General features: G+C 40.7%; 10 protein-coding genes and 1 pseudogene. 7 read left to right on the forward strand and 4 right to left on the reverse strand.

All coding sequences use genetic code 11. From position 1 onward, the window contains the following. Positions 1-306: 306 nt before the first annotated feature. Both fumC and DYY65_RS08600 read right to left on the reverse strand, forming a co-directional pair. Positions 307-1797: a class II fumarate hydratase gene (gene fumC, locus DYY65_RS08595; RefSeq protein WP_162477554.1), complete on the reverse strand. Its 1491-nt coding sequence runs from the start codon at positions 1795-1797 to the stop codon at positions 307-309. 373 nt (positions 1798-2170) lie between these two features. Beyond that, complete coding sequence (locus DYY65_RS08600) at positions 2171-3904, reverse strand: FAD-binding protein (protein WP_162477555.1); 1734 nt, start codon at positions 3902-3904, stop codon at positions 2171-2173. Positions 3905-4192: 288 nt separating this feature from the next. Here DYY65_RS08600 and DYY65_RS08605 point away from each other — a divergent pair, with 288 nt between their 5' ends. From DYY65_RS08605 to DYY65_RS08615, 3 genes are all read left to right on the forward strand, one after another. Further along, on the forward strand, positions 4193-5254 hold the full coding sequence (locus DYY65_RS08605) for an alcohol dehydrogenase (protein WP_162477556.1): 1062 nt from the start codon (positions 4193-4195) through the stop codon (positions 5252-5254). A 373-nt stretch (positions 5255-5627) separates the two neighbouring features. Beyond that, positions 5628-6374: a hypothetical protein gene (locus DYY65_RS08610; RefSeq protein ID WP_162477557.1), complete on the forward strand. Its 747-nt coding sequence runs from the start codon at positions 5628-5630 to the stop codon at positions 6372-6374. Positions 6375-6686: 312 nt separating this feature from the next. Beyond that, positions 6687-6869 (forward strand): hypothetical protein, encoded by a 183-nt coding sequence (locus tag DYY65_RS08615; protein WP_162477558.1) that lies wholly within the window; start codon positions 6687-6689, stop codon positions 6867-6869. 381 nt (positions 6870-7250) lie between these two features. Here the strand turns inward: DYY65_RS08615 and DYY65_RS08620 are convergent, their stop codons facing one another. Further along, positions 7251-7535 carry a hypothetical protein gene (locus DYY65_RS08620; RefSeq protein WP_162477559.1) on the reverse strand — a complete coding sequence of 95 codons (285 nt, stop codon included), beginning with the start codon at positions 7533-7535 and terminating at the stop codon, positions 7251-7253. Positions 7536-8681: 1146 nt separating this feature from the next. Between DYY65_RS08620 and DYY65_RS08625 the strand changes: the two genes are divergently transcribed. The 4 genes from DYY65_RS08625 (at position 8682) to DYY65_RS08640 (ending at position 11574) form a co-directional block, all read left to right on the forward strand. Further along, positions 8682-8948, forward strand: coding sequence for a winged helix-turn-helix domain-containing protein (locus DYY65_RS08625; protein ID WP_162477560.1), 267 nt, complete (start codon positions 8682-8684; stop codon positions 8946-8948). Positions 8949-9199: 251 nt separating this feature from the next. Then, on the forward strand, positions 9200-9586 hold the full coding sequence (locus DYY65_RS08630) for a hypothetical protein (RefSeq protein ID WP_162477561.1): 387 nt from the start codon (positions 9200-9202) through the stop codon (positions 9584-9586). Between the two features lie 999 nt (positions 9587-10585). Further along, entirely contained in the window at positions 10586-11185 is a 600-nt protein-coding gene (locus DYY65_RS08635; RefSeq protein WP_162477562.1) for an NADPH-dependent FMN reductase, read from the forward strand. 185 nt (positions 11186-11370) lie between these two features. Beyond that, positions 11371-11574 carry a hypothetical protein gene (locus DYY65_RS08640; RefSeq protein WP_162477563.1) on the forward strand — a complete coding sequence of 68 codons (204 nt, stop codon included), beginning with the start codon at positions 11371-11373 and terminating at the stop codon, positions 11572-11574. Between the two features lie 1770 nt (positions 11575-13344). Here DYY65_RS08640 and DYY65_RS08645 read toward each other — a convergent pair. Continuing rightward, positions 13345-13627 (reverse strand): annotated as a pseudogene (locus DYY65_RS08645) (hypothetical protein); the annotation flags it as partial.

Raw genomic sequence — 13627 nt, forward strand, 5'->3', positions numbered from 1 at the left:
AAGCAGATATCTTTGTTAGCGGTATAAATCTGCCGACTGGCAGTGATGCCAATGATGACGGATTTTGGGAGACTTCCGTAGTTTATGATTCTGTGCTAAAAGAAATGCAATTTAACTGTTAATCATTCATTTCATCTTATGAAAATCAAGATCGCTAATCAGTGCCAAGGCAGAAGAGAACCATAAATACAAGTAGAATTATAATTACAATCCCACTTGTATAGAATTGATAACGAATGCACGCCAGCATTCCACTTTATTGTCCGTTCATTGGATAAAAGTGTAGTAATCTAATAGGGCCAAGCTTTAAAATGATAACCCGAGGTCCCTGTGTGGATTTCCAACCATTTTGGATGGTACTACTGCTTTATCAAATTCTTCAGATGAAATGAACCCGCCATCAACAGCCATCTCACGTAAGGTTTTATTTTTACTCAACGCTTTATGAGCAATAACTGATGCTTTGTCATAGCCAATAATTGGACTCAATGCGGTGACTAGCATTAATGATTCATTTACGTACTTACTAATCCTACCTTGATCTAACGACATTTCTTCTATGCTATATAGTCTCAATTTGTCGCAAGAATCTGCCAATATCCTGGCGGATTGAAGAACATTGTTAATGATCACGGGTCGCATCGTGTTAAGCTCGAAGTTTCCCTGAGTTCCTGCGATAGCAACAGCATTATCATTTCCGATCACTTGAATACAGACCATGATCATAGCCTCCTCTTGTGTTGGATTTACTTTCCCAGGCATGATGGAAGACCCTGGTTCATTGGGTGGAAGCACTATTTCGTGTAATCCTGCGCGTGGGCCAGAACCTAGCCAACGAAGATCATTTGCAATTTTCATTAAAGCAATCGCCAAACTTCGCAATCCTGCACTTAAATGGACCATCCCATCGAGAGAACCTAAAGAGGCGAATTTGTTAGGAGCAGTTATGAAAGGGTGGTTGGTTAATCTGGCAATTTCTGCTGCTATCTTAAGATCAAAATCCGGTACAGTGGTGTTAAGACCAGTACCTACAGCCGTACCACCGGCAGCCAGCTTGTAAAGGCCCGGCATAGACTGCTTGACTATTTGCAAGGCATCTCTGAGCTGTGTAACATATCCTGACCACTCTTGTCCGAAAGTGATAGGTGTAGCATCTTGCAAATGTGTTCTTCCTATCTTGATAACATCCACCCATTGAACCGCTTTCTTCCACATCGCACCGATAAGTTTCTCGACATTTGGTACTAAGTGTTGGGAAAGTTCAAGCGTCGCTGCTATGTGCATTGCAGTAGGAAATGTGTCATTAGACGATTGGGACATGTTGACATCATCATTAGGGTGTATCGGATTCTTGCTTCCCAGGACTCCCCCTACTAATTGTATGGAGCGATTGGATATCACTTCGTTTACATTCATATTTGACTGTGTACCCGATCCTGATTGCCAAACATAAAGAGGAAACTCTGAATCTAGTTTGCCTTCGATTATCTCGTCGGACACCCTGATGATCAAATCGGCCTTATTCTGATCTAAACAGCCTGCTTGGGAATTGACAATTGCGGCTGCCTTCTTGACGTATCCGTAAGCATGATAAATGGCCTTAGGCATGAGATTGTCTCCTATTGAAAAGTGAACCAGCGAACGCTGTGTCTGTGCTCCCCAATAGTGGTCCGCAGGAACCTCTATTGTGCCTAATGAATCAGATTCAAACCTGGTGCCTACAACTCCTGTACCAATAGGAATGTCACTACTTGAAAAGCGCGTCTTTTCGCTTTTTGAATCCTTGTTAGCAGTCATGCTGCAGCATTATATCTTTACACTTATAGACGCTATGATTAACACATTGTTTTCCTAGGATCTTCTTGGAATAACAAAATGGAGCTATCGCACTAAAGATCAGGCCTCAGGTAAGTTTCTTCTGTTTGATCAATTCAAAACCAAGAGGTGATTGACTCAGCCGATCGATCATATTCTGGACACGGTTATACATACCAAAAAGTCTGCAAGAAAAGCTAGCCAGTTTCAAAGTGCAGCCGTTTGGATAAAGGAAACACAGTGAATTCAGGTGCTGAGGTAAAAAAATAGGCCATAACAAAACGAAAGCAACTTCTGAAGTACTGTATCAAGTTATTTAATTCATAATTTTGTCTACCATGACTCAGTATTGGAGCTAGTAATGTCTTTCGACAGGTGTGAACCTCGTAATGGTAACAGGAAACCAATCCATTCTCGGATCCTTCAGAGGCCCGGTATAATTTGCAATTGTGTGTTTTAAAAATCTGATATCATCTCGCTTAGGATATTCTATCCTTGCTTGCGCTCCTCTCGATTCAAGACGATTCAGTGCTCCAATAAGTATAATTTCTGCAATTCTTAGCATTGAATCAAGCTCCATAACATTAGTAAAATTTGTATTATATTCTTTAGCTTGGTCGTCGACGTGCTTCCAAGAAGAGCGTTGCAAATCTTTAATAATTCTCAAGCCATCACAAAGATCCTTCTCATTTCTATAAACATGAGCTTTTGCGTCCATGGTGTCTGAGAGCTCCTTTCTGACTTCGTATGGATTTATCTGGCCCCTGCCTCTGAAAATTCCATCATAAATTCTCTTTTCTTCCTCTAGGACTTGATCATTTGGGATTGAGGAAGAAGTGTTTCTATGACTAAGAGCATATTTCGCAGCAAACTGCCCTGTAATCTTACCCCACACTAGGCACTCCCCGGTAGAATTTGCACCCAACCGGTTAGCACCATGAGTGCTGTTACAGGCTGCTTCTCCGGCTGCCCATAGCCCATTCATCTCTGTAGCGCCATCAATATTAGTATGGATTCCTCCCATCATATAATGACAGACTGGCCTGATCTCAATTGGTTCCTCAATTACATCTACTCCGGAAAACTTTTTGCCAATTTCCCTAATACCGTTTAAGCGTTCCTTTATGAGGTTAGCGCCAAGATGAGTCAGATCTAGTTTTAAACAATCTACTCCTGTTTCATGTTTCCAGCCTCTTCCTTCGTTAATTTCTGTCATCATGCCACGGGAAACCACATCACGTGATGCTAGCTCCAGGGCATTTGGGGCATACTTCTTCATGAACCTATCACCGTCCTTGTTTATCAGGTATCCGCCTTCTCCTCTAGCTCCCTCAGTTATAAGAATCCCTGATGGGATAATACCGGTGGGATGAAACTGAACAAATTCCATGTCTTTGAGTGCTAAACCTGCCCGGTACGACATATCCAAGCCATCGGGTGTAGAAGAGTAGGCGTATGTCGAAAAGCTATAAACTCTACCTGCGCCACCGGTGCATATTATTGCAGCGGGTGCCTTAAATACAAATAGAGCGCCTGTTTTCATCTCGATAGCAATTATTCCCAGGAATGTCTTGGATTGCTCATCTTTGAGAATTCCCGTACAAAACCACTCGTTATAGAACTCGATGTTATCATATTTGAGAGAAGTATCATAGAGCGTTTGCATTTCATAAAATCCAACTTTATCCTGTGCAAACGTTGCTCTTGGAAATGAATATCCACCAAAACTTCTCTGGGCAATGCTTCCGTCTTCCTTCCGTGACCAAGGCATACCCCAACGGTCTAGTTGATAAATTTCATATGGCATATTACGGACTAATCGTTCCGCTACATCTTGGTCAGCCAGAAAATCGCTCCCTTTGACAGTGTCATATATATGAGACTCTTGGGTGTCTCCTTGTTTTTCACCTTCTACTAGAACCGCAGCGGTACCGCCTTCAGCAGAGACTGAATGAGAGCGCATGACCTGAACTTTTGAAATCACAGCTATGCTTAATTTGTCGTCTACGTTCGCAGCCGCTATCGCCGCTCTCAAACCAGCTATCCCGGATCCAACTATGAGAATATCATGAGCAATTGTACCGACCAATTACGCTATTCCCACATATCCTATACTAAAACGTTAGGAAATCAAAACTATGCAATAATATTAGCCAAAAATACTCTGCTACATCCTAGTGCGGAGATTAAGACTAACTAAGTACTTGGATTGTGAACCAAAATTAGTTAGATTAATTTTCTCACCATAGAGGTTAAAAGGCAAGAATACCGCAAAACCTATTCAACAAAGGAATCGATTTGCAAGTGGTTCCTAGTTCTTCACGTCAATTTCTGTTTCTTCAGACGGTATTTATATTGTGATGTATCAGCTTACATAATGAAGGCAGCAAGAATTGTCAAGCCAAAGGAGCCTTTAGAGGTACAAGATCTTGAAACACCCAAGCCAAAGGGTTCTCAGGTACTTGTCAAAGTACTCGCATCAGGCGTTTGTCATAGTGATATTCATTTGTGGGATGGAGGTTACCAAGGGCCTGGAGGCCAGTTTTTAAAAACTACAGACAGAGGTGTAAAATATCCTGTGACACCAGGACACGAGGTTGCCGGTAGGATAGAAGCCTTGACTGAAGAAGCAGAGAGCTTATTCGCGAAGGGGGATAGGGTTCTAGTTTATCCATGGGTTGGAGAAGGGACTTGTCCGGCTTGCCGGATTGGAGAAGAGAATTTATGCGACAAGCCTAGGTCACTAGGTATCTATACTGACGGAGGATATTCTGACCTTCTTGTCATCCCGAGTTATAGGTATCTTGTAAAGTTGGAAGAAGATTTGGATATTAATGAAGCCGCCACCTTGTCGTGTTCAGCGCTAACTGCATATAATGCTGTAAAAAATGCTTCATTACGCCCAGATGATAACGTTGTTGTAGTCGGTGCTGGAGGACTGGGTTTGATGGCGATTCAGCTAGCAAAAGCAGTCACAGGTGCCAAAGTAATCGCCATGGATTTGGATGAAGAAAAACTCAAAACTGCCGAGACTAATGGACATGCAGATGTGGTAATTAATTCAAAGAAAGAGGATCCCAAGAAAAAGGTGATGGAGCTTACTGATAACAAAGGTGCAGATGCTGTGATTGATTTTGTGAATGCATCAAAAACAGTGGAAGTAGACATGCAAATACTCAGGAGAAGGGCTAAAGTAATACTGGTGGGACTCTTCGGAGGAGAATTAAAGCTTAGTCTTGTCACTATGCCGACCCGTGCCTATAGCTTGATTGGATCATACACGGGAAGCTTGAGTGATTTAATTGAACTCGTATCACTAGCTAGAAGAAAAGTTATCAAACCAGTCATCTCGGATAGATTCAAACTAGATCAAACTACAGAAGCTCTTTCAAAATTAAAGGACGGCAAGGTTATGGGAAGAGCAGTTATCAACCCGTGAATTGATGGCAAAGCTATAAGTTTGCAATCAAAGTAAACAACCGCAATTTAGGTGATAAGTTATCAGATTGAGTGATAAGTGTGGTCAGTATAACAGATCTGATCCAAATTGTAGTTCAGTATTGCTCCTAGAAAGAAAGCTATTTGGAATTCATAAAGCACTCGTAAGCCTCTACAATACCACCTTTATACATACTTGGTAACTGATATTTTGGTAGCACATAAAAATTTCGTTAGCAATCCACGTCCATATTCAAACGTTGCGTCTCGTGCACCTAGCAAAAAACTTATGGACAATGCATCCTTATACAACTTCAAGGTGCCTGTTCCACGTAGTCTTTTATATGATGTTGAGCATCTTATGACTGATACAAGTGAAATTTGGATTTCGATCCGCCGTTAATTTTAACCATTTCTCCTACTGCGACACCTTGTTGGGCCGTAGCTGTGTTGCACTGCTGCCGCTTTTGTCGTTTGCCTCTCTCTTGCTAATACTCTCCTTTGCATCTTCATTTAATTATACCTGGGGGCAAACGTCAAGTAATCATACAACAGTAGGCGCTGTTGGGACCGGTACAAACAACAGTACAAATCAGCCACAGATGATCACCAACATTTCAAAGCAAGGAACATATAAGGTAGAAATTCAGTGGCATACTCCACAAAACACCCAAACGGCGGTATTTCCCAAGAACGGATTCCAGTTAGAAGTGAGATTTCTAAACGGTACCGCACCTTCGGCAACTTCAAAAAATATACCAAATAAAATTGCTCAGGGAGGGGTCACAACAATAGGCAACGGCGGCACCCAGTATGCTGTTCCAGGCAGTATTGAACATTTGTTGCCCATCAATAGTTATGATATGACAATTCTTGATGATCACGGACACGTTTTGTGGCACAAAGCAAATCAGACTACGTCAGCAGGGATTGGACAAGACCAAGTTGTTTTGACAAACGGATACACAGGAAAGATCCACATACTCATAAATAATATCCAAACCAATAATGCAATGACTGGGAGCAACATTACTCCCTTAAGCACTCCAAAGAATGGAAAATATACACAGCCGCAAAATGCAAAATCTGACTCTGTTGATCTAATTGCTCAAATACGGTGACCGGCTCTAAACAAGAGACTCGAATTTTAATTTTTCATTATCAAGAAGATCTTATTCAAATTGAAAATTAATGAATTGAAATTTATTTGTTAAAATTTACAGCTAGAAATTTGGCCGCCGTATCATATTAGTCTTAACTCGGAATCACTTGAATATTAGTCCGCTTTTTTCTTGCGAATTTGGCGAGAGTGTAAAAAAAACGCTTATAACAGATGGAATTATTGTAATACAAGGTGCTTAAACACCTATAACAAAAGACGTAAGCTAGAAGAACGTATTTAAATTAGAGCGTCCATATTTGAACTCAGTCAATTGCATAACGATGACCCGGACAATACAATTTGGTGTCGGTATTACATCGATGACTTTGCAACGGCTAAAGTGAGAATCATCCACATCGGTAGAGGAAAATACAAAATTATTGATGATAAAGAAGGGGGCAGATATATAGGAAAAGTAGTTGATGCATCAGACGTTTCTCAGTTTGAAATCTAATGTGCAGATCAAAATACGACTGAAATCCAAATTTTCGCACGGTTTTTATTAACTGAAGTCCTCCTCGCTTTTTTTTGACTTCATCTTAAATGATAATTTAATATCCCTTTTACACCAGCTGAATGATAGACAACGCCGTTTAGGCAACTTATTTGTATGCTTACATTGAACACGTTTGGGACATCTTACATTGAAAGTCACGCTTCAGTTCTGTGCTTGAAAGCGGCGGCTCGGAAATCTGGATATTTCACTTAGGTATTTAATTTTCTGACTTAAGTCCGTCGATCAATTAGAGACTATCCACACCACAGTTACAAAGGATTAGTGGCACATGTGGTACCGAGGCGAATCAGCTTTTTACCCCTCAACTCTATTCTCAATTTATGCTGCCCATCTGTAGTGTACTCCAAAACCAGCTGGGATTAGCTGGCCATCCAGGTGAACTAATACCAGTGCTCGTGCAAAGGCAAGAGGAGAGGATTCCGATGAGTAGCAATCCAACAGAGAACCCCATTGCAAGTACAATTGATTTGATTTTTGCTTTCCACATGCTTTATCGGTGTTAGTGGTACTACTAGTCTTGACAGCTTTAGTTATTAATTCTAATAAGAGGGCAATACCGAATGACATGGACAAGATCTTGTTTTTTGTTAGCTTAATTCTCAATGATTTTTTCTAAGAAGCCTTGTTTTCAATTGATCAGCTAAATGAGCATTCTATTGTTTGCAAGATTACAGCCGACACATGTATCTGGACCGAAATTAATAGACTAATAAATCCGGTTGAAGCGACCCATGCTGATGGATTAACATGTATATTTGCGTGGGTGAAACAGGTGATGTTGGCGTTGGTTTGGCCTTAGCTGCCATAAGGTAACCTCAATTGATGCGACCCTTAAAATTTCTGAAGTACCTTTAGATTCAGCTTATTCCAAATGATGCTGCGAGTGACTGACTCAGAGATTATGCTAAATAGTCAACTAATTTTTGTAACCAATCGAGAGCCTCACTACGTTTGATGGTCAGCACGAGAGTAGATTAGAACAAACTTTAAATCAATAGAAAGAGATTGGATGGAGCAGGGGAAAGTTGGTTAAAACCTTACGAATGATTCATTTAACCTCAATCATTCTAAGTGCTGTCTTAGCGACAATCTTGTCTAGTACTAGTTTAATTGAGGCTGTACCATTAATACCTGGTACCCTGAATGTTGAAAATACTTCAGGTACGAATTTAACAGCAAGTAATGCCGTGCATATACAGTTATGTTCAAGCCATTATCCATGTGCCAAAAAAAGCAACTTTAACAATAGTTCCAATGAAAACTTGAAATAGTCCCAGTTTATGGACAACGAGAGAGTAGGGCGGTGAATTTGCTGGAGAATTGAGCAACACTCGGTATTCAATGCCATACGAACTGATGTATAGTGGTGGTAGTTGAGAAATCTATTTCCAAAATATCCTCCATAATATTGTAGCAAAAACCTTTGACGCAGTTTGTGTTGTACCAAATGTCCTCGAATCAAGACAATTTTTAGATTGCTAGCTATGGATCTCTTAGTTATCCGAAACATTTCAGACATTATTAGTGCCATCCCCCCAGGCTATAGCTATACGCTCGGCTAAGGAAGATAAAAATACTTTCTACCAGAGGAATTATAGAACGAAAACACTGTACTGACTTGTATAAACAGATAGTTACGATTCATTGGTCAACTACACAGTTTTGTCTCAAACAGACGTAGATAAACTTCAGTATCAAGCTTGGTTTCTCATATATACTTGGGCATACTCTGATACATGAAAAAACAGTATGAAATACAGAAGTAGGAGTGAAATAGTTAGGATGATACTAGAGGCAGCGAACGTAAGACAAGGCACTAGCAGGACCAGACTAATGTACAAATCATATTTGGCGTACAATCAGCTAAAGGATTACTTAAAAGCACTTCAAGAGAATGGTCTAATCGAGTATGAAGTAGGAATTCGCAGTTACAAAATCACTGAAAAGGGAGTGCGGCTACTTGAACTGCAAAATAGGATGAAGGAACTTACGCCAATAAATTATGTCGAGACCTAGGATAATTATATCAGCCACTTGGCAGATCTGGTCCGATGAATCCTCAAAGATGCTTACATTACTTGCGGTAAGGTAGTAGATCCCATTTCCTTAATTTTTCTTAATTTCCACTTTGTTAAGGTGCCTGAGCAAAAATTCTAGTAATTTCCTATAGAAGATTCCAATAATTCGAAGGCTCAGCATGGAAGCTAAAGATGGTTTACCTATGCAAACCTCGAAAAAAATCAATTTGCTAGTGAATTCACGTAGGTTTGGCTCAAAAAAGTATTACAATCCAACTTATATACCGATCCGCTGATGTGACTGTCAATTTGGCACATTTAGGGATCCCCACGTCTTACATTTGTATAACAATTGCATTAGTTACGACTATAATTTTCGGAACCTTTCAATGGCAACAGTTGTTCGTGCTAGGAGAACATGGCTCGAGTGGTAGCAGCCTTTCTGGCTCTAAAGGCATAAATGGACTGAATGGCCCAAGTGGCCAAAGCTCAATTGGCAAAAACGGAAACGATTCCAACGGGACCGGTGGATCGGACAAAAATCTGACAACTCAACAAGATCCTCTAGGATACCCTGGTCAGGTTCACAGCGGTACCGGCGCCCCCAGTTTGCCAAAATCAGGTCTATTCAGCTGAATGCACGTCAGATTCTAGCTTTTCTCGACCTTTAAAATCCGACGCTCACTACTTGCCTTTGAGAGTCTTTGGAGGTACCTTTTTAGGGTAGATGGCTCTGGTAGAAAAATAGTCTACTCAGCTCTGATGAAAGTAATTGCAACTAGATCTGTCAGAATATTTGATGTCAATGATATACTGATATTTTTTCATTGCGAATTGATATCGATAACAAAACGGGCCAGCTTCTATTCTGGTCACTTCTGACTCACATTCAAAGCGAAGATAAAATGCTAAGTCAGAACAGTAAATTCACTAGAAGCAGACAGGACTTGTCTTGAAAGAGAGCCGACACGAAAATCCGGTTAAATAGTAGATTAAAACAGCCGAAAGAATTAATGTCAATTAATAATAGTATGAAATTCGACTTCTTCAATAGAAAAAAATTCAAGTGCTCTGTCTGTGAAGAGAAGTTTAAGACTCAGCTAGAACTCACCGAACACACTCATATGAAACACAGCACAACTCGTTAATATCCTGACTAGTGTGCGAAGTGTCTTTGCACGGAGGTATCAGACAAAAGTACCATTTTTCGAACCATAGTGGAATTGGTAAGTGTTATTGAGAAACCTCGAAAGGAGGTTCTGCACAACTTGTCTCCTTCATGCCCTGCATCGCTGCGGCGACGGTTACAGGAGAATACATTAAAAGAGAGAAGCTAACTGCCCTTAGTTGTGTGTACTGTTACTGGTACTAATATCTGTTACAGAGGCTGCGAAGGATAGCCTGTGCTCGTTAAGATACTTTGAACACCAATTCAATGTTTTGTAGCTGACGCATACCTGAAAAGTTAAAAGCCGTACTAAGGGTGTCAGACCAAAACCCCTAGATGCAGATCTTGTAATAAAGGGCAGACGAAGATGAAGAGTGTTTATATTTTCAGTCATATTCGATAACCGTGCGTAGCTCAAAGGTCTTGTTTACAAATTTATACCAAATGGGCGTATGAACTTTTTGTCTATGAGCACGCTTAAAGTCTTGGGCATGGGCAGCAGCTATAACCAAGCTTCTTACGGCACAAAAACTTTGAATATTTTATTGCATGGCATAGAAAAGTATGATGCAGAGACTCGACTATTGGATTTGCGTGAAGTGGATTTGCCCATTTTTGACCCCGGCGCAACTGACGATTCTGCCGACTTAAAGACACAAAAGACTACGATAGAGGTCAATTGGGCTGATGCTTTCGTGCTTGCTTCCCCAGATTATCATGGGTCGATGTCTGGCTCAATGAAGAACTTCTTAGACTATTATTGGGAGGAATTTGCAGGAAAGATTTTTGGCTATATTTGTACATCGCACGAAAAAGGATTAACAGTCATGGATCAAATGAGGACGACGGTTAGACACTGTTATGGTTGGAGTTTGCCATACGGAATCTCTGTTAATGCTGAAGAAGATTTTAACGAAACCGGGGATATTATTAATAATCTGCTAGCTAAACGTCTAAACATACTAGCCCGCGACATTGTCGTTTATGGAAAATTAATTAGAGAGCAGTTTCTTAGAGATGTGAATAGCGAGGTAACAGATACCTTTGCTGCACGTTATAGAGACTAGTTGACCCCCCACAATCCGATCTCTGCATGTCACCAACCATACAGCCCAGCTAGGACTCCCCTAAAGTGTGATTCAATTCTATACACGTATGGCTTTGATTAGATAAAAAGGCTATAAGATTGAATCTATTACTTGAAGTCTGAATGAAGTGCCACATATGTGGAAAGTTTGGTTCATATACGGAAATGATCGACTATACGGCATATTCAGTGCATCCAAAATGCGAGCACAAGGAACACATCATTTCAGAGAATATCAAGGAATTTAGAGACTGCTCTATTTGTAGTAAAAAGGTACTGTCAAGGGATGCATTACGAAGGCATTTAATCCGCGACCATACTATTGAAGGCCTTGCAGACCTAATAGTAGATAGTATCCATAAGGTTTAGAAGAATGCTGTACCGCTAACTGCACACGAAGTCTCTGCAAACAAGCTACTAACACTCAGGTGATTAGCAGTGCTACCGCCAGGGGTCATGCAGGAGCGAGCAAGCTATGTTATTTGTAGAGCAACACTTGTTCAACAGACGCCATCAGGGCCGAAGTATTATATTCCTAATTAAGAAGGGTTCATTTTTCTTCATATCCATCGATTGACATGACACGTAGATAGCCCGTGACTGTCGGTTGGAATTAGTGTTGGACGAACGTGAAGTCACTATAGAATGGTTCAGTCGATTTTTGTAGCGTACCAGACAAATCTATTAGATCGGCAAAATTATGTGCAAATCTAGACACTTCGCAATCAGTTTGCTACCAATTTGCTAACATTATGCTAATAGCATTAAACAAGGGCCATCTGCCCAATCGCAGCAATCTTTGAAGATTGACAAATTCAAAACTTGTACCTCTTCATCGTTCCCAAGTGAAAACAATTCTCTCTAGACAGCCTAGCTGGCAAGTCAGCAGAATCATGCTGTGCAAAGATCCGTGTTGAAGACGGATACTTGCACCATTACGATCTTCGGATGCCCTCTAAGAAAATTGTGTACCATGCTGAAAAACCTTTAGCCTCTTGATGAACCACTGTGTTATGAAAGGTATGGGAAAGCAAAGGGGAGAACCTAAAGCATGCTATAATGTGCTTGCGAATTTGTGTTCAGCACTATTATTGAGAAAATACAGATCGCCATTAATCGGGCACTGGCTCTGTTAGGGAACATGTATTCCTAGCCTTTTAAATTGTCCTGATTCAGTGCATTTCCAGACAAGATTAGCCTGGATTCAGGATAGAATAGGTCAATCTAATCTGAAATGGATGCGCATCGCATAGATGTTAATTCTTTAGAATTTATCCCGGAGAGTACTAGCATCAACAAGATAGTTAACGAATGGAGTGTATTGCTGAACTTCGTTTAACAGATGAGTGGGATTAGAACCATTTTCTACCGCTCCTTTGTAAGCGCAATAACTTGCTAAACGATTAGATTCAAATTGTATTCAAATCGAATTCCTAGACATGGATTCCCAGTACTAAGGACAGTTGATCATTTCATAAAAATCCAAATAAGCCTATAGCAATTTCAGGTGGAAAAAATCCGATGTCATATATTGTAGGAGATTGATATGTAGTAGACCATAGCTCCCCATACCCATGCGGATTGCTTGATCGTCAAAAACACTTCGCAAGACAAGAATTTCTGCTGACCCATCGTAACACGAAAAGGCGGTGGGGTTATTATTCCTCAGAGCAAAGTAGTGGGCAGGCGGAATCGAGATGGAAATTTGTGTGCCATAATGTTATGACATACCAATGCCCAATATTCATAAGCGTGTTTGAGAGTTGTAATGATCAGGAAACGATTCGGTTTAAGATCGCTCTACATATAATAGAAGAGCTTATAATTCAAAGTAGAAGGCTTCCTAATCACGGATAGGTAAGACTCCCGGCAATAATTGCTTAACTCGATTTTATGGATAGACTAAGCTCGATGTAAGATCATTGAACTTGTTTCGATCCAAAAACCGGAGATCGATGATAGTTAAATGTGGGCAATCATGACCCAATTATTTCTTGCGCGAATGACAAGCATTTCATGATGATCAAAAACAGTCTCCGTCGTGCTTCGTCCGTACTGTGTTATATGGCAGCTGGGCACCTTGTGCATTGAAGGGACAACATGTATTTTCTGTGAAGAATAAAAATAAAGAGGTTCAGGTTATTTTCTGTTCCCTGTTAAAAGGTTGCCTAGGCCCTTTAAACCATTTGCGATCGCTTGACCTAACTGCGTGATTGGATTACTGGAAGTTGTATTCCCTGCTGCTTTGGTTGGGTTCGTTGCGCCTGTTGCATTTCCTCCTGCTTTTGCCTTTGACAAGCTCGCTGCCACAGAGCTTGAATTAGCTGCTGGTTTGGTTGAGTTAGCTGCTGCTGGTTTGGTTGAGTTAGCTGCTGCTGGTTTGGTTGAGTTAGCTGCTGCTGGTTTGGTTGAGTTAGCTGCT

Source organism: Nitrososphaera sp. AFS, assembly GCF_009898475.1.
Classification (GTDB): domain Archaea; phylum Thermoproteota; class Nitrososphaeria; order Nitrososphaerales; family Nitrososphaeraceae; genus Nitrosopolaris.

Excerpts from the sequence above, each read along its gene's own strand:
- fumC (WP_162477554.1), bottom strand. The coding sequence starts at position 1,797 with ATGACTGCTAACAAGGATTCAAAAAGCGAAAAGACGCGCTTTTCAAGT.
- DYY65_RS08605 (WP_162477556.1), top strand. The coding sequence starts at position 4,193 with ATGAAGGCAGCAAGAATTGTCAAGCCAAAGGAGCCTTTAGAGGTACAA.
- DYY65_RS08625 (WP_162477560.1), top strand. The coding sequence starts at position 8,682 with ATGAAATACAGAAGTAGGAGTGAAATAGTTAGGATGATACTAGAGGCA.
- DYY65_RS08635 (WP_162477562.1), top strand. The coding sequence starts at position 10,586 with ATGAGCACGCTTAAAGTCTTGGGCATGGGCAGCAGCTATAACCAAGCT.
- DYY65_RS08640 (WP_162477563.1), top strand. The coding sequence starts at position 11,371 with ATGATCGACTATACGGCATATTCAGTGCATCCAAAATGCGAGCACAAG.